The 16816-nt window shown below is 60.8% G+C and carries 13 protein-coding genes; 7 read left to right on the forward strand and 6 right to left on the reverse strand.

Annotation, left to right across the window (positions count from 1 at the left end; translation table 11 throughout):
- Window positions 1-113: 113 nt before the first annotated feature.
- Window positions 114-2084 (forward strand): monovalent cation:proton antiporter family protein, encoded by a 1971-nt coding sequence (locus AXF15_RS12545; protein ID WP_066608169.1) that lies wholly within the window; start codon window positions 114-116, stop codon window positions 2082-2084.
- A 12-nt stretch (window positions 2085-2096) separates the two neighbouring features.
- On the opposite strand, the gene cobJ is transcribed toward AXF15_RS12545, so the two are convergent.
- The 6 genes from cobJ to cobI all read right to left on the reverse strand — a co-directional run bounded on the left by cobJ (window position 2097) and on the right by cobI (window position 9398).
- The gene (gene cobJ / locus AXF15_RS12550; protein WP_236884782.1) at window positions 2097-2843 is read right to left on the reverse strand and encodes a precorrin-3B C(17)-methyltransferase; all 747 of its coding nucleotides are present in this window, start codon (window positions 2841-2843) and stop codon (window positions 2097-2099) included.
- 2 nt (window positions 2844-2845) lie between these two features.
- Entirely contained in the window at window positions 2846-4627 is a 1782-nt protein-coding gene (cobM, locus tag AXF15_RS14630) for a precorrin-4 C(11)-methyltransferase (RefSeq protein WP_236884783.1), read from the reverse strand.
- A 197-nt stretch (window positions 4628-4824) separates the two neighbouring features.
- The gene (gene cbiE / locus AXF15_RS12560; RefSeq protein ID WP_066608175.1) at window positions 4825-6255 is read right to left on the reverse strand and encodes a precorrin-6y C5,15-methyltransferase (decarboxylating) subunit CbiE; all 1431 of its coding nucleotides are present in this window, start codon (window positions 6253-6255) and stop codon (window positions 4825-4827) included.
- Entirely contained in the window at window positions 6252-7331 is a 1080-nt protein-coding gene (gene cbiD, locus AXF15_RS12565) for a cobalt-precorrin-5B (C(1))-methyltransferase CbiD (protein ID WP_066608177.1), read from the reverse strand. The genes cbiE and cbiD overlap by 4 nt, the downstream gene beginning before the upstream one ends.
- On the reverse strand, window positions 7328-8680 hold the full coding sequence (locus AXF15_RS12570) for a cobyrinate a,c-diamide synthase (RefSeq protein WP_066608178.1): 1353 nt from the start codon (window positions 8678-8680) through the stop codon (window positions 7328-7330). Before AXF15_RS12570 ends, cbiD begins: the two co-directional genes overlap by 4 nt.
- A gap of 13 nt (window positions 8681-8693) precedes the next feature.
- Window positions 8694-9398 carry a precorrin-2 C(20)-methyltransferase gene (cobI, locus tag AXF15_RS12575; protein WP_066608179.1) on the reverse strand — a complete coding sequence of 235 codons (705 nt, stop codon included), beginning with the start codon at window positions 9396-9398 and terminating at the stop codon, window positions 8694-8696.
- Between the two features lie 252 nt (window positions 9399-9650).
- On the opposite strand from cobI, the gene AXF15_RS12580 reads away from it, so the two are divergent.
- The 6 genes from AXF15_RS12580 (at window position 9651) to AXF15_RS12605 (ending at window position 16811) form a co-directional block, all read left to right on the forward strand.
- On the forward strand, window positions 9651-11771 hold the full coding sequence (locus AXF15_RS12580; protein ID WP_066608182.1) for a TonB-dependent receptor domain-containing protein: 2121 nt from the start codon (window positions 9651-9653) through the stop codon (window positions 11769-11771).
- 139 nt (window positions 11772-11910) lie between these two features.
- Window positions 11911-12828, forward strand: a complete 918-nt coding sequence (locus AXF15_RS12585; RefSeq protein WP_066608185.1) for an AraC family transcriptional regulator — start codon at window positions 11911-11913, stop codon at window positions 12826-12828.
- A gap of 207 nt (window positions 12829-13035) precedes the next feature.
- Window positions 13036-14361 (forward strand): ATP-dependent 6-phosphofructokinase, encoded by a 1326-nt coding sequence (locus AXF15_RS12590; RefSeq protein WP_066608187.1) that lies wholly within the window; start codon window positions 13036-13038, stop codon window positions 14359-14361.
- Window positions 14358-15455 carry a hypothetical protein gene (locus AXF15_RS12595; RefSeq protein WP_066608190.1) on the forward strand — a complete coding sequence of 366 codons (1098 nt, stop codon included), beginning with the start codon at window positions 14358-14360 and terminating at the stop codon, window positions 15453-15455. Before AXF15_RS12590 ends, AXF15_RS12595 begins: the two co-directional genes overlap by 4 nt.
- A gap of 273 nt (window positions 15456-15728) precedes the next feature.
- Window positions 15729-16013, forward strand: a complete 285-nt coding sequence (locus AXF15_RS12600; RefSeq protein WP_066608192.1) for a hypothetical protein — start codon at window positions 15729-15731, stop codon at window positions 16011-16013.
- A gap of 123 nt (window positions 16014-16136) precedes the next feature.
- Window positions 16137-16811 (forward strand): IS1595-like element ISDeor2 family transposase, encoded by a 675-nt coding sequence (locus AXF15_RS12605; RefSeq protein WP_066602895.1) that lies wholly within the window; start codon window positions 16137-16139, stop codon window positions 16809-16811.
- Window positions 16812-16816 lie beyond the last annotated feature (5 nt).

Consider the following 16816-nt stretch of genomic DNA (forward strand, 5'->3'; position numbering starts at 1 on the left):
AGTCCGGAAAATCGGGTTGATTCCAGAAAGAGGCGGAAATACGGTGCAAACACCCGGCCGGCATAAGTGTAAACCGGCTGCCGGAGCGGCGGATTCGAAACAGCGGGGAGATTATGGACATTCCCTTTCTGAAAGACGTGGTGGCCATTTTCGGCCTGTCCAGCGCGGTCATTGTGGCCAGTCATCACTTGCGCGTGCCGCCCATCATCGGCTTTCTGCTGACGGGCATTCTGGCCGGCCCTCACTGTCTGGGGCTGGTTGGTGCCGTGCATCAGGTCGATATTTTCGCGGAAGTGGGAGTGATCCTGCTGCTTTTCGCCATCGGCATGGAATTGTCCCTGGAAGAATTGACCCGCCTGAAGCAGCCGGTTTTTCTGGGCGGCGGAGCGCAGGTCCTGCTGACCATTCTGGCCTCGGCCGGACTCATGTATCTTGCGGGAATGCCGCCTGGTCCGGCCGTGTTCGGCGGGTTTCTGGCGGCTCTGTCCAGTACGGCCATCGTGCTCAAGGTGCTGGGGGAAAAAGCCCAGCTCTCCGCCCCTCACGGCCGCATCTCTCTGGGCGTGCTCATTTTTCAGGATGTGGCCGTAGTGCCCATGATGCTTCTGGTGCCGCTTCTGGCCGGAACGGACGGCAATCCCTGGCTGCATCTGGGAGAAATGCTTCTGAAGGGCGCACTGGTGGGGCTGGCTGTTTTTATCGGGGCACGCAAGCTGGTGCCGGTGGTGCTGGAGGCCGTGATCCGTACCCGCAGCCGGGAATTGTTCCTCATGACGACCCTGGGGCTTTGCTTCGCCATTGCCCTGCTGACCTCCGCCGCCGGGCTGTCCCTGTCGCTGGGAGCGTTTCTGGCCGGGCTGGTCATGAGCGATTCCGAATACAGCCACTCGGCTCTGGAAGGAGTGCTGCCGTTCCGGGACGTATTCACCAGCGTGTTTTTCGTCTCCATCGGCATGCTGCTGGACCCGTTTTTCGTGCTGCATCACGTCGGGTATGTGCTGGCTCTGACATTGGTGCTGCTGCTTCTGAAAGCCGCACTGGCTTCCCTGGCCGGGAAGATACTGGGGTATCCGACCCATGTGGCCATTCTGGGCGGCCTGTGCCTGTGCCAGGTAGGAGAATTTTCTTTCGCGCTGGCCGGAGTGGGGCTGCGTCACGCCCTGCTCACGGGGGAGGACTATCAGTACTTTCTGGCCGCCTCCATCATCACCATGGCCGTGACGCCCTTTCTCATCGCCGCCCTGCCGCGCATCTCCGCCCGGCTGTCCCGCGTTTTTCCGATCCGGCCGGATGCGGAAGCCGCAGGCCACTCCGAAAGCCTGAACGACCACCTCATCATCGCGGGATTCGGTCTGGGAGGGCATCATCTGGCCCGGGCCGCCCAGGCTTCGGGCATTCCCTATGTGATTCTGGAAATGAACCCGGAAACCGTACGCTGGGAACGGGACGCAGGAGAGCCCATATTCTACGGCGACGCCTCCCAGGGCGCGGTGCTCGAACACATCAGCGTGCGTACGGCCCGGGTGCTGGCCGTGGTCATTTCGGACCCGGCGGCCATCGGACGCATCATCACCACGGCCAAGGCGCACAATCCCGCCCTGCATGTCGTGGTGCGGACCCGGTTCGTGACGGAGATCGACTCCCTGCTGCGGCTGGGCGCCCAGGCCGTGGTGGCCGAGGAATACGAGACGTCCGTGGAGATGTTCACGCACGTGCTGTCCACATATCTGGTTCCGCGTCCGGACATAGAGCAGTTCATCCGGGAAATCCGTTCCGAAGGATACGGAATGCTGCGCCGCCCGGTTTCGGATCAGGGACGGGATATGGAAGGAACCCGGTCTGTGTTTGACGCCGTGGTCCTGAAGATCGCTCCCGGTGCGTATGCCGACGGCAAGAGCCTTCTGGAATCACGGCTGCGCCAAGATTACGGACTGACCGTGGTGGTGGCGATCCGCGACGGCCGAACGCACATCAATCCTGAGGCGTCGTGGATCATGCGTGCCGGAGACACGGTACACGTGTTCGGGGAGCAGCGCTTTCTGGCCGAAGGCGCGGCGCTGTTCGAGCAGCCTGCCGGGGAATGACCGGGCGCGTTTTCAGCCGTCCGCCGGGGCGTATTTTTCGTAATATCCGCGCGGCGTGATGATTTTGTTTCCAGCCAGCCGGGAGGAGCTGCTGCCGACCATCACGATGCTCAGCATGTCCGCCCAGGCGGGGTCGCACCGGCCGAGGGTGGCTGTCCGCACTTCCTGATCCGGGCGGAAGGCGTTGCGCACGAAACCCACGGGCGTTTCCGGGCCGCGCCGGGCCGCGGTCAGACGCAGCGCCTCTTCCAGGTGCGAGGCGCGCTTGCGGGACCGGGGGTTGTAGAAGACCATGACGAAATCCGCATCCGCGGCGGCCCGGACCCGGCGCATGATCAGATCAAGCGGCGTGAGCAGGTCCGAAAGGGAAATGCAGGCGAAGTCATGCATAAGAGGCGCACCCAGAAGCGCAGCCGCGGCGCACAGGGCCGGAATGCCCGGCACGATGTCCAGCTTCACGGTGTCCAGCAGGCCGTTTCTCTCCAGATGCTCCAGCATGAGTCCGGCCATGCCGTAGATGCCGCTGTCTCCGGAGGAAACCACCACCGTGTCCAGGCCGGACAGGGCGAAATCCACGGCTTTGGCCGCCCGGTCCATCTCCTTCTTCATGGGACTGGTGAAGACGGTCTTTCCGGCCAGCAGGGCCGGATCCACCAGATCCACATAACGATCGTAACCCACCACGGCATGGGCCCGGTCCAGAGCCGCCAAAGCCTGGGGAGCGAGCAGTTCCGCGCTGCCGGGCCCCAGTCCAACCACCGTCAGCCGGCCAGGGCTATGGCGATGGTCACCGGCCCGCATATGGTCTTGGGGACGATCAGACGCGCCGTGGCGCTTTTCTTCAGGGCCGCGTTCAGGGCTGCCGCCTCGCATACGCTCTCCACTCCTATTTTTTCCTTCACCCGGTGCGAAGGATTGGGCACGGCCGTTTTTTCCAGCACGGTCCGGTCGAAAAAATCCACATCCAGGCCGAGGTCCCCGGCCGCTTCCAACAGACCGGCCTCGTCGCTTTTGAGATCCGCGCTGGCCAGGCCGGTCAGGCTGGGCCGGGCCAGACCGTGACGGGCGAAGACTTCGCTCAAGGCCCGCAGGATATCCTCTTTCGCCACGCCCCGCCGGCAGCCCACGCCCGCCACGAGACAGGGCGGATGCAGGACCAGACGGTCCGAAGAAAGATCCTTCCAGGAAACCAGCACCTGAGCCGCATCCGGATCGCCGGTGGAAATGAAGTGCTCCGGGTCCGCCTCCAGCCGGTTTTCGGGATCATGCACCAGAACGGACCGGCCTTCGGCCAGAGCGGCGTTGACCGGGACGATGCGGGACGAATCGGAAACGGCGAGACCCCGGTCCCGGGCCAGTGTGTCGATGGCCGGACACCCGGCCGTGTCCGTGGCCGTGGTGATGACCGCCCGTCCTCCGATCCGGTCCGCGATGCGCCGGGCCAGATCATTGGCTCCGCCCAGATGTCCGGACAGCAGGCTGACCACATGCTCGCCGTTCTGGTCGCAGACCACCACGGCCGGATCCGTGGCCTTGCTCTCCAATAAAGGGGCGATGGCGCGGATGACGATACCCGCGGCGGCTATGAACACATGGGCGTGATACTGGTCAAAGTTGGCCCGGACCTGATCGGCCAGCCGGGCAAAGCCGCGCTCCGCGCCCAGACGGTCCGGCGCGAAGATATCGGCCTTGTCCGGCTCCGCAATGCGCCGGGCCAGATCGAGTCCTCGGGCGGTCATGGCGTACACGGCCATGCGCGGCCAAGTGGAGGGACGGACGGCCTTGCGAAAACTGTGGCCGAAGTCCGCCGCGTACAGGCGTGAGGCGGCGGAAGGGGCACTCTCTCCGGGCAGGATCAGAAAAACGGTCTGACGGGACAGAGCATGTTCGCGAGCGGCCTGTTCCAGCCCGGCCAGGGAGGTGCGGATGATTTTCTCGCCGGGATGTCCGACTTTCACTCCGATAATGATGACTGTGTCTTCCGGCGTGCGGGCCTGACGCAGTTCCCGGGCCAGATCGGCGGCCCTGTCCGCCGACAGGTACACGGCCATGGAAGAACCGTGGGCGGCCAGCCGGGAGATGGATTCAGCCTCGGGCACCGGGGTGCGGCCGCTCATGCGCGTCAGGATGAGAGTCTGGGTGGCTTCGGGCGCGGTAAAGGCGATCCTGGCCCGTGCGGCAGCGGCAAAGGCTGCGGTCACGCCGGGGACGATCTCGTAGTTCACGCCGTCCCGCCGCAAGAAATCGGCCTGCTCTCGAACCGCCCCGTAAAGGGATGATTCTCCGGTATGCACCCTGACGGCCAAGCCCCCGGCACGGACCGTATCCATGATCAGGGCGTGGGTTTCTTCCAGACTCAAGGGGGCGGAATCCTCCACGCGGGCGTCATTTCTGGCGGCGGCAAGCACTTCTTTCGGCACCAGAGATCCTGCGTACAGCACCAGATCGGCTCTGGATATCAGTTCCCGGCCGCGCACGGTGATAAGATCCGGATCGCCCGGCCCGGCCCCGATGAAATATACGGCTACGTTATCTTCCCGCATTCTTCAGCGCTCGTGTATATTTTCGTGTATCGCGAATTCAGAAATCCCGGTATTCCCGCATATTTTATTCAGTATCGCACGCCCAATACGATGTGTTCATCTATCCTCACCACATGTGATCTGCTCTTCGGCCCATCTGTATATTTCCCGCAGAACGGGAACCAGGGAAAAAACCTTTTTGCTCAGCCGGTATTCCACTATACACGATGAATGTCGATCGCCAGACCATGACCGATCAGAACTACCCGCGCCAGTTCAGGCTCATGGAGAATTTCATCGGCATGGTTTTCAGGGCTCCCGAGGTCATCCACGTGAACAATACATATCACATCGATTGCCGGTCCGCCTTTGAGCGTGGAAAAAACATGGCTCTGTCGGCCTTTCATGCCGTTTCGCTCCGCAACGCGGGTGAACGCCGCCACTAAGGAGAGCTCACGCCTCCGGCTTGCGCGCTTCCACCAGAAAGACCGGATTGTCCGGCACCAGACGCAGATCCCCCCCAGGGGCACGCTTACCTGATGCATGAGCTGGTGAATGGCGAAGTCCCAGCCCGGACGTTCCAGACCGTGACGCAGGATGTCCAGAGTGGAAAGAAGAACCGCCGTGGCCACCAGCCGTCCGCCGGGAGCGAGACGTTCGCGGCACCGCTCAAGCACGTCCGAAGTGACTCCCCCGCCCAGAAAAATGCGGTCAGGATTCTGGTCTGAAGCTCCATCCAGAAAATTTTCCACCGTATCCAGCACCGCTTCGACCATCCAGGCTCCGGTCCGGACGATGTTGAGGCGGATATCCTCGAAGCGTTCAGGCTTCCGCTCCACGGAGACGATCCGGCCGGAAGTCATGAGCCGGGCCGCTTCCAGACTGACGGCGCCGCTGCCCGCTCCCAGATCCCAAAGCACGCCGCCGGGTTCCAGACGCAACAGGGACAGGGCCGTGGCCCGCACGGGCAGTTTGGTCATGAGTCCGTCCTGATGGGCGAGACCGGTGCCTTGCAACCCCAGACAAAGGGGCAGAGACGGGGAAGCCATCCGTTCAAGCAGAACCATGTTCGGCTCCTGCCAGGTCCGGCCGGCCGCTTCGTCCAGGGACAGGGTCGCCAGACGCTCGGCGGGCTGCCCCAGAACTTCGGCCACGTGCATGCGCCAGCCGGTCACGCCGCGGTGCAGAGCGAGACGGGCGATTTCGCCGGGACCGGAGCCGGGGCCGGTGTACGCCGCCACCAGATTTACGTGGGTCAGGGCAGCGAAAAGCGGGGCCGGATCATCGCGTCCGTGCAGGGATACGGCCCGGCAGTCGTGCCAGGGCAGACCGAACCTGGCGCACGCGGCCTGCATGGCCGAGACATTGGGATGAAAAGTCAGTTCCGCCGCCGGGAAATAACGCAACAGCGTCGTGCCGATGCCAAAGAGAAGGGGATCGCCGTCGGCCACCACGCAGGCCCTTGCCGCCGTTTTGAGCCTGGCTGCGAAGTCCGCCGCGGTGGTAAAGGGAAGACGCCGCTCAACGGGAATGTCCAGCCGCTCCAGCAGACGCCTACCGCCGCCCACCAGAGCGGCCTTGCGGATGATCCGTTCCGCTTCGGGCCCCGGATGCTTGGCGTTCAGCCCCAGACCGACCACGTGGATCATGCCGCCTCCCTGGTGTCGTGCAGAACTCGGCCCGAAAAATCGAAGAGCAGATAGTCCACGCGCATGTCCGTTCCCGAAAATCTCCGGGCACAGACGCGGGCGCGGTCCGCCAGCAGCGCGTAAAGTCCGGAGGCTTGAGGGTATCCGGCCAGATCTTCCAGTACCTGCCGGGCGGTGTTGGCCCCGGCCACCCTGGCGCACGCGGCCTCGTCAAATCCGCATTGGGCGCACCATGCGGCCAGAGCGCGCAGATCCAGGTTCGATTCTCTGGCATGCGTGTAGCGGTACCCCTGCGCGTGTTTGACCAGCTTGCCGAAGAAAATTCCCCACAGCACATGGGAAAATCTGCGTTTACCCGCTTCGCGCATGGAGAAGGAGAAAAAATCCGCCACCTGGACGCAGGCCGTCTCGGCGATGCCGGGTTCGGCCAGCCGCAGAAAACGCTCGCTGCGCCCGCCAGTGGTCAGGCACGGGGACAGACCGCAGGCCAGCAGAACGTCCAGACATTGCCGGATGGTGGCCTGATAGGCCCAGTGGCTGAAAGGCTTGACCGTGCCCCGCGTGCCCAGAATGGAAATGCCGCCCACGATGCCCAGACGCGGATTGAATGTCCTGGCGGCCAGTTTTTCGCCATCGTCCACCCGGATTTCCACAGCCAGTCCGGCGGCGGATTTTCCGGCTTCGCTTCGGGCCTCGTCCAGAGCCCGCAGAATCTGCGCCCTGGGCGCCGGATTGATGGCGTGCTGGCCCACGGGCACGGGAAGCCCCGGACGGGTGACCACACCCACGCCGCTGCCCCCGGAAAGAAGGATTTCCGTCCCGTTCCGGGACGATACTCTGGCCCGGATCACCGCACCGTGCGTGACGTCGGGATCGTCTCCGCCGTCCTTCTTGACGGCGCTTTCGGCCGTTTCGTTCTTCAGGCCGCTTTCCAGAATGGATATGTCCAGCCGGCCGCCCACAGGCAGAGGCACATCGACGCGTCTGGGCGCAGCGCCTGTCAGCAGATGAAGGGCTGCGGCCTTGGCGGCTGCGGCCGCGGCGGTGCCGGTGGTGAAGCCTGTGCGCAGGCTCATGCCCGGCAGGCCTCCACGAATCTTTCGGCCAGCTCCGGGTTGGAGCCAAAATGCAGGTGCGTGTACGAAGCCAGGCAGTTGTGTTTGAGATAGCCGCCGCCGCGCGGCTGGCCGCCACGGTCCAGGGAGCGGTATGCCTCGACGGCCGCCGGATCGGAGCCTTCCTGATGGGAATAGTGAAACTCGTGCCCGCGCCCTCTGGTTCCGGCCGCGCCGAAAAAAACAGGAGCGGCGAATTCGACCTCCCGGTAACCCAGAGCCTGGTATCGCTCCCGCATGGAGCAGGAGAAATCGAACACTCCGGCCATGGGAAATTCCCGGCCCTCGCGGTCCGTGATGGACCGCATCAGATACATGAATCCGCCGCATTCGGCGTACACTGGCTTGCCGCTCCGGCAGAAAGCCAGGATTTTTTCGCGCATGGGTCCGTTGCCGGACAGCCGTTCGGCGTGGGCTTCGGGGTAACCGCCCCCCAGATACAGGCCGTTCAGGGCCGGGGGCAGGTTCACATCCTCCAGAGGCGAAAAGGGCACCAGTTCGGCTCCGGCCTGGCGCAGGCGGCGCAGATTCTCCTCGTAGTAAAAACAGAAGGCCCTGTCCCTGGCGTAGCCGATGCGAACTTCCGGAATCCTGGCCCCGCCGTCCGTGACTGACGGGCCGGACACGTCGGGCAGGGCTTCCAGCAAGGCGTCCAGATCGAGGGAGCCTTCCACCCAGTCCGCCAGAGCCTCCAGGCGCTCCTCGCGGCGGTCCAGCTCTTCGGCCGTGACCAGACCCAGATGCCGAGACGGCAGATGCAGAGTCTCCTGTCTGGGCAGGCAGCCCAGCACGCGGATGTGCGGCAGCACCTCCATGGCCTGGGTCAGCAGCTGGCAATGAACCGGGCTTCCGGCCATGTTGAACAGCACCGAGTGCAGGGCGAGCGCCGGGTCGAATTCGGCGTAGCCCTTGACCAGAGCTGCCACGGAACGGGCCATGCCCTGAACTCCGGCCACGAGCAGCACGGGCACATCCAGAATTTTGGCCAGTTGGGCCGTGGAACCCTCTTCGCTCAGGCCGCTCAGGCCGTCGAACAGACCCATGCCCCCTTCAATGACGGAAATGTCGCAGCCGTCGTGATTGCGGCGGAACACGCGGCGCACTTCCTCTTCCGGGAGCATCCAGCCGTCCAGATTGTGGCTGGGCAGGCCGGTGGCCATGCGGTGCAGACCCGGATCGATGAAATCCGGGCCGGACTTGAAACCCTGCACGGTCAGGCCCCTGCGGGCGAGGGCTTTCATCAGGCCGAGGGCGACGGAGGTCTTGCCGCATCCGCTGGAAGTTCCGGCAACGACGATGGCTTTGGGCATGAGCGCTCCCTGGTTAGCGTTTCCGGGTCAGAAGCAGCAGAGACAGATAGGCCGGGTCTTCGGGGGCCTGATCCAGGCTGCGGGCGATAAGCTGGTCCTTCATGCCTACCTTCGAGGCGAAAACGCAATGGGTTTCCGGCGGAAAAGTGCGCAATTCCTCCCGGATGGCCGCGAAATTGGTATAGGACTTCAGGATGACGGCGTTGTCCGCGCCCTCCACGCTGCGCCGCAGACCGCTGGCCTCGCGGATGCCCGGCAGGACGAGAAGATTTTCGGAACCTTCGGCCAGTACGGTTTCCGTAGCCGCGGCCGCCGCCTGGAAAGACGTTATGCCCGGCACCACGGTCACGGACTGGTCCGGCGCCAGACCGCGCAGGGTACGCAGCAGATAGGCGAAGGTGGAATAGAGCATCGGATCGCCCAGGGTCAGAAATGCGGCGTCCCGGCCTTTTTCCAGCTCGGCCAGAACCAGGCGGGCGTTTTCTTCCCAGGCGGCGCGCAGGGCGTCCCCTGATCTGGTCATGGGAAATCCCAGGCTTATGATTTCGGCTCCGGGCGACAGATGGGGCCGGGCGATATCGAGGGCCAGAGACCCCTCGTTTTTGGTGGACGATGCGGCGAGGATCAGATCCACGCAGCCCAGGATGCGGGCGGCCTTCATGGTCAGAAGTTCCGGGTCGCCGGGGCCGACGCCGATGCCGTAGAGATGGCCGTTCATGCTTGTTCCGTTATTTCTATATTTCCTGTTGTTGGTGTGGAAGCGATGGAGAGGCTATTTTGCGTACATCCACACCGGACGGGAAGAATTATTTTGCCCCCTTCCCGGAGCCGTGACCAATTTCTTGCCGCTTCTCACGTGCGAAAGTCTTGCCAAGAATCGCAGTTTTATTTAGCCAATACTAACTTTTTTATGTGCAAAAATATGTATAAATATATAGTTATAAAAAATTAATATCTAATGGAGTTTGTCATGAAAAAACCTTTGATTGTTCTGGCGGCGCTCTTGCTCTTCGCATCCTGGGCCGCCGCCGAGGAGAAAATGGCTGCCAACGCAAGCCAGAGCAAAGAACGGGAACTTGTGCTGGACCCTGTGACCGTGGTCGGTACGCGCACCGAAATGACCGAATCCAAATACCCGGGATCGGTCGGCGTGCTCTCGTCCAAGGATCTGGTCCAGAGTCCCAACCTCATCCAGAATCTGTCCCGCATTCCCGGCTTTGAAACCGGCGGCGACAGGGGCCGGAGCATCGGCGAGCAGTTCACCATCCGCGGTTTCGGCTACCAGTCCGAAGAACGCGTGATCATCAAGCAGGACGACATCCGGCGTTCGGCCTCCATGTTCTCCAACCACATCTCCACCTTCCGGACCGATCCGGACATTCTGCGCGAAGTGGAAGTGGTCAAGGGGTCATCTTCCATCTCCCACGGCGGTGGCGCCATCGGCGGTGTGGTGGGCATGACCACCAAGGACGCGCGGGATTTCCTCCTGCCGGGACAGACCGCCGGAGCCCAGGTCAAGGGGCGCTATGACCACAACAACCATTACAGTGGCTCCGTGGCCCTTTACGGCATTCCCTTTGATGAACGCTACGAACTGCTTCTCTTCTACAAAAATGGGCACAACGGGGATATCCGCATGGCGGAATCCGGCAATCCGGACACGGATTTCAACGAATACTTCTATACCCTGTTTCTGAAAGGTGCCGTCAACATCACGGAAAGCCAGAAAATAACGACGTCATTCTTCAAGATAAATCAGGATGTGGATACTGTATGGCAGTCCCTCTATCACAGTGAGTACCCCGACGACGGAGCGGTGACGGGAATCGTCGGGCAGCAGGACTTCATCGTCAAATACGAGTATTCACCTGAGGACATACCGTTCGTCGATCTGGCCCTCAGCGGATACCATTCATACGGATATTACGATAGAACGGCGGATTACAAATCCAGAAGGCTCCTTATCGACTACAAAAATGAAGACAAGATATACGGTCTGACGCTGAAAAACAAATCCATCCTCTCTCTTGGTCCTGTCCGCCAGGAAATACTGCTTGGAGCGGACTATTCCCGCCGGGAGGAAGACGCCCGGCATCTGAGTAACGGCAAGAAAAGCGATTTCGGCTCCATGCCCAACGCATATAATGATTTCGGCGTATACGCTCAGGATGAAATCTACTTCTTCGACGACAGACTGATGCTGCTTCTGGGCGGACGTTACGACCGCTTCGCCCGGAGCGTGGATAGTAACGACGATAAATACGTCGAGGGCCGCTTTTCCCCGCGCGTCGGAGCTTCTCTTGAGATCTTCTCCGGCTTCAGTCTGCTGGCCAACTATTCCGAAGCCTTCAGGGCCCCGACACCGCATGAGACCTCATCCAACGGTCCCCTCAATCCGCATTACTGGTACCTGCCCAATTCCGACCTGAAACCGGAGATCTCCAAGGAATACGAGGCGGGATTCTCCTATGTAGCTGAAGGACTCTTCGGAACGGACCTCGATCTCTTTGCCAAGGCCATGTATTTCGAGGGCCGCATCGAGGACATGATTTCCTTCGAGACCCTGCCCGAACGCGGCATGTCTCCCGACAATTCCCCCTACGGGACCTACAAGAATATCGACCGGGCCAAACGGCGCGGGCTGGAGGGCACCCTCCGCATGGCGTTCCGGGGCCTGAACATGGACGCCAGCTACGAACACCTGAAGCAGTATGACGCCGAAACCGGCCGGAACGTGCCCAACACCTTCGCCGACAAGGTCCGGCTGGGTCTGGCCTACACTTTCGACGGGCTGGATCTGACCATCGGCGGTGACGTATCGTACTGGTTTAAACCCAAACAGAATCCGGACAGCAGGGTCTTCGGCAGAAAGCGCTACTATTATGCCCGGGACGACTACACCATCTGCAATCTGCTGCTCAAATGGGAACCGCACAGCACCGGCCTTAAGTATCTGGACGGCTCCACGGAAGTGGCGCTGGGCGTGAACAACATCTTCGACCACCGTTACCTGAACGCCCGGGAATACGAAGACACAGGCAGAAGCGGCAAAGGCCGGAACATCTTCCTCAGCCTGACAAAGAAGTTCTGACACGCCTGCAGGAATCATCCGAACGCAGAACGGCCGCCCCGGGCGGCCGTTTTTTATTTCCGGAAGCTCTTCGCATCCCGTGACCGATTTCAGCAAAAATAATCAGGACCTCCAGACAGACCGGCTGTAAAAAGAGGCCATGAACAGCAGCGATACATACCGGAAAAAAATCCAGCGGGTACTGCGTTACATTGAGCAGCACCCTGACGAAATAACGGATCTCGACACGCTGGCCCGTGTCGCCCACTTCTCTCCATTCCATTTTCACCGGATCTTCACGGGTCTGGTCGGGGAAAGCGTCGCGGCCTATGTGCGCAGGCTGACCCTGCAGAGGGCTGCGAGTCGCCTGTCATACTCGCGGGAACGCATCACCGATATAGCGTTCGAAGCGGGATATGAAAGCCTGGAAGCGTTCACGCGGGCATTTCGGGCTGCGTTCGGAGTTTCGCCGTCACGTTACCGGAAAGAAGGCGGCTCCCTGACCTTTTCCGTCAGAAAGGAGATTGCGCCCTACCCTTTTTATCACACCAACCCGGAGGTCAGCCCTATGGAAGTTCAGATCAAAACCGTCGAACCCGTTCTTGTCGCCGCGCTGCGCCACGTCGGACCGTATGAGGCCTGCGGCCCGGCATGGGAGCGCCTGCACGAAATTCTGCATCCAGCAGGGCTTTGGACAAAGGACGCCGTGGCTTACGGCATTTCATACGACGATCCCGATACCACGCCGGCCGGGAAATGCCGTATGGACGTCTGCCTTACCCTTCCCGGGGGTATCGACACCAATACGCCCGAACTCGTCAGGCTGTCGCAGACAACGGAACTGTTCACCCAGTATGTGGGCGGCGGAGAACATGCCTGCGTGCTGGTAAAGGGACCGTACACTCTGCTGCATCCGGCCTATCGTTCCCTGTTTGGAGAATGGTTCCCGCAAAGCGGCAGGGAGCCCGGCGACGGCATGGGCTTCGAGGCCTACTACAACGATCCGGGCAGCACTCCGCCGGAAGAGCTGCTGACGGAGATCTTCATCCCCCTGAAGCCACGCACGACAGCCGGATAATTCATGAGAGGAAAAGGATCGTGGAGTTCACTTATCTCGTAGCTTCCGGTACCGCCACAGACGCTGAAAGCTCCTTCCCGACGTGGAAAATACACCGGTTCCCGCGGAGCCCCCCAACGCCGCGAAGGGCTTCCCGTCCGTTCCCTTGTTTTTTGCCCCCCCCTGGCTTAACGGACGGGAAACATCCGGCCCATCCGAGGAAAAGCCATGGATCACGCACCCGCCTTCAATACATCCATTCCAACCCTGGGCTCCTGCCGAGTCGACAATCCCCTGCCCTACTGCCGGTACGTGGATGACTCATCCAAGATGCCGCTGTATCTGTCCGACGAGATCATCGAGATGCCCGACGGCCAGAACATCGCCTGCGAGTTCGAGGAAGCCGGCCCCCGGAAGCGGATATATTTCGATCCGCCCAAGACCAAATGCGCCATCGTCACCTGTGGCGGCCTGTGCCCCGGCATCAACGACGTGATCCGGGCCATCGTCATGAGCGCCCACCACAACTACCACTGCGCCGGGACCTTCGGCATCCGCTACGGCCTGCAGGGCTTCATCCCCAGGTACCGCCACGAAATCATGGAGCTCACGCCGGACAGCGTCCGCGAAATCCACGAATTCGGCGGAACCATCCTGGCCTCCTCACGCGGGCCACAGCCGCCGGAAGAAGTGGTGGACGCTCTGGAACGCATGAACATCTCCATTCTGTTCATGATCGGGGGCGACGGCACCATGAAGGCCGCGCAGGCCGTAACCGGCGAAGTGCTCCGGCGTGGCCTCAAGATCGCCGTGGTGGGCATCCCGAAGACCATCGACAACGACATCAACTTCGTGACCCGCTCCTTCGGCTTCGACACGGCCGTGGAAAAAGCCACCGAAGCCATCCGCTGCGCCCACATAGAAGCCCTGGGCGCTCCGGGCGGCGTGGGCATGGTCAAGCTCATGGGCCGGGAATCGGGATTCATCGCGGCCCAGGCCAGCCTGGCCCTGAAGGAAGTCAATTTCGTGCTGGTGCCCGAGGCGCCTTTCGAACTCCACGGCCCCGACGGTTTCCTGGCCCAGCTCAAAAGCCGCCTGGAACTGCGTCAGCACGCCGTGGTCGTGGTGGCCGAAGGCGCGGGGCAGGAGCTGTGCCGCGTGGACAACGGACACGACCCTTCGGGCAATCCCATTCTGGGCGACATCTGCGACGTGCTGCGCATGGAAATCAGAAAATATTTCGGCTCCATCAATTTTCCCTACAATCTCAAATATATCGATCCGAGCTACATCATCCGCTCCGTCCCGGCCAACGCCAACGACCGCACCTACTGCGGATTTCTGGGGCAGCACGCCGTGCACGCGGCCATGGCGGGCAAGACGGGCATGGTCGTGTCCAGACTTCAGGACCGCTATCTCTACCTGCCCCTGGAACTGGTCACGGCCAAACGCCGCAAGCTCAACATCCGTTCCAACTACTGGCGTTCGGTGATGGAATCCACAGGGCAGCCCCAAGGCATGTTCAACTGCGCACCCAAGGCGGAAACTCCATGAAACGCTTTCTTGTCTTCATCATTCTGCTCGGTCTGGCCGGAGCGGGATATTGGTACTACCAGAATCAGCACCGCCAGCCGGTACCCGAAGCGACGGAGGTGGCTCCTCACCGCTGGCAGGTGCACACCACCAAGCCTGCCGCAAATGACACCTTTGAGGAAAACGCCACCACGGAAGAAAACGCCACGAACGCCACTGTCGTCCCGGAAGACGCCGTGGTGGAACACGGCTTCGTGCGGGACGTGAGCAAATATCTGGCGGCCCGCTACCTGCCGGCCGGAGTCAAGCGCAATCCGTCATCCCAGCCCCGCTTCGATCTCAACGTGAAGTCCATGAACATCCGCTACGGCGTGGACTTTCCCGGCCTGAATGTGAACGTGGAGGACATCCCCGGCGCACGGAGGCACATTTTCTCGCATGTGCTGACCGACCAGGTACTCGAATTTCTGCACACCGCCTACACGCCTCTTTTTCTGGACAATCTGGAACAGGCTTTGGCCAGCGTGACGTATGTGCTGCCTTCTGGCCAGGCGGCGGGCATCACTGAGGCCCAGCGCGTCGAAATGCTCGAAATGCTGGCGGTCCGGCTGCGCGGCATCGGCCGGACCGTGGCCGTGCTTGCGAAGACGGATTCCATCCCGCCGCTGGTGGACAAGTATCTGGCTGACAAGGCCAAAGTGGACGAGACCCATCTGAACTTCTGGAATCTCCAGGCGGAAAACGCGACGCCCGCCCGGATCAGCGAGGCCAGCGCCCAGATCAAGACAGCTATCCAGACACGGGAAATGTCCCGTCAGCGGCTGCTTCAGACCATTGTCTCCGCCGCCAATCCACAGGGCATGGACGCTTCGGAACTGATTTATCTGGCCCAGTGGGTACACCGCCGGAATCTGGAAAACCTGCCCATGACCACCGTGGCCAAGGCCGGAGAGCTGCTGGTCAAGACCGCCGACGCGGTGGAAGAACAATCCCGCCAGCCCAGACCCGATGTGGAGCCGACGCCTGAAACGGAGCAAGGCGACGCAGAGGAAGAAGAGGGGATAGACCCCTCTCCTGCCGTTATACATGGCGGCGGCCGTGAAGCTGAATTGTGACTGCCGCCTTTTCTCTTTACATCCTCCTCGGTTGATCATCCGCTGCTACCAAATCAACCGATTGCCCCCTCACTTCCGCAAACAAAATATTTTTCTCCACATCCAGCCTTTTTTCCATTATATCGTATCCCGAAGAAGCTTCAATGCCGTACAAAATGTGCATATCGGCTTCGGAGTCCGGCCGGACTCCGCTACTCGCCAGGAAAGACAATCTATCCTTAGGGCGTCGGAGATACTGATATGCGACACAATATAACAACGAGAAAAAGGCGCATGAAAAAACTACTCATAGGAATCCTGCTGGTTTTCCTGGCCTCGTCGGCTCTGGCGGCGGACGCGACGATGCGGAAATTCATCAGCAAGGGCATGACCGAAAGCGAAGTCATCGCCAAGATCGGTCTGCCCGACTACGAAAGCGAGATCAGCGGCGGCGGCGCGGAAGTCGTGGAAAAAGTCTGGACGTACTTTCCGACTGAGCGCGACCGCGAAGTGCTGACCAGAATCGTCATCAAGGAGGGCAGGGTTCAGGCGGTGGACCGTTCCATTTCCAGGCAGTGAACTGAAAGCCGGAGGCCAAATCACCGGCTGCTCAACACCATAGGAGGGAGTATGGCTCGAAAAAAGAAAAAGGGTCATGCCTAGTCCATGAGTCTCCATTCGACTATAAGGCTAGTCACGACAATGAAAAACAAGTATGCGAAGCGTTCAAGAATTTCAGAGGCCAAAGTCCGACAAATAGTGAAGCTGTTTGCCGTGGATTTGAATGCCCTGCAGATAGCTGAAATAGCCGGGGTAAATCGTAATACCGCGAACCGTTATCTGGCTGCTTTCCGAGAGAGGATTGCCCGGTTCTGCGAGGCGGAGTCTCCTGTTCAAGGCGAAGTTGAGGTTGATGAAAGCTATTTTGGCGCACGCCGCGTTAAAGGAGTCAGAGGCCGAGGAGCCAAGGGCAAAACCATTGTGTTCGGCTTATTCAAGCGTGAAGGTCGCGTTTATACCGAAATTGTCCCGGACTGTTCAAAAATCACCCTCCAAGGGATCATCCGGGGCCGCGTGAAACTTGAAAGCATTATTCACTCTGATGGCTGGCGCGGCTATGATGGTCTCGTAGACCTAGGCTACCAAAAACACTTCCGGGTTGAGCATGGCAACAATGAATTTGCCAATAAAAACTCACACATTAACGGCATTGAGAGCTTCTGGGCTTTTGCCAAAACACGACTTGTTCGTTTTAGGGGTTTGCCCAAGCACACTTTTTACTTTCATTTGAAAGAATGTGAATTTCGCTTTAACCATAGAAACGAAGATAGTTATAAACTTCTGCTCAAAATGCTCAGAGAAAATCCACTCAGCTAGGCATG

Source organism: Desulfomicrobium orale DSM 12838 (assembly GCF_001553625.1).
Classification (GTDB): domain Bacteria; phylum Desulfobacterota; class Desulfovibrionia; order Desulfovibrionales; family Desulfomicrobiaceae; genus Desulfomicrobium; species Desulfomicrobium orale.

Coding starts and splice junctions, on each gene's coding strand:
- AXF15_RS12590 (WP_066608187.1), top strand. CDS start 13,036: ATGGATCACGCACCCGCCTTCAATACATCCATTCCAACCCTGGGCTCC.
- cobI (WP_066608179.1), bottom strand. CDS start 9,398: ATGAACGGCCATCTCTACGGCATCGGCGTCGGCCCCGGCGACCCGGAA.
- AXF15_RS12585 (WP_066608185.1), top strand. CDS start 11,911: ATGAACAGCAGCGATACATACCGGAAAAAAATCCAGCGGGTACTGCGT.
- cbiE (WP_066608175.1), bottom strand. CDS start 6,255: ATGATCCACGTGGTCGGTCTGGGGCTGAACGCCAAGCATCCGGGGCCC.
- cbiD (WP_066608177.1), bottom strand. CDS start 7,331: ATGAGCCTGCGCACAGGCTTCACCACCGGCACCGCCGCGGCCGCAGCC.
- AXF15_RS12605 (WP_066602895.1), top strand. CDS start 16,137: ATGAAAAACAAGTATGCGAAGCGTTCAAGAATTTCAGAGGCCAAAGTC.
- AXF15_RS12580 (WP_066608182.1), top strand. CDS start 9,651: ATGAAAAAACCTTTGATTGTTCTGGCGGCGCTCTTGCTCTTCGCATCC.
- AXF15_RS12595 (WP_066608190.1), top strand. CDS start 14,358: ATGAAACGCTTTCTTGTCTTCATCATTCTGCTCGGTCTGGCCGGAGCG.
- cobM (WP_236884783.1), bottom strand. CDS start 4,627: ATGCGGGAAGATAACGTAGCCGTATATTTCATCGGGGCCGGGCCGGGC.
- AXF15_RS12545 (WP_066608169.1), top strand. CDS start 114: ATGGACATTCCCTTTCTGAAAGACGTGGTGGCCATTTTCGGCCTGTCC.
- AXF15_RS12600 (WP_066608192.1), top strand. CDS start 15,729: ATGAAAAAACTACTCATAGGAATCCTGCTGGTTTTCCTGGCCTCGTCG.
- AXF15_RS12570 (WP_066608178.1), bottom strand. CDS start 8,680: ATGCCCAAAGCCATCGTCGTTGCCGGAACTTCCAGCGGATGCGGCAAG.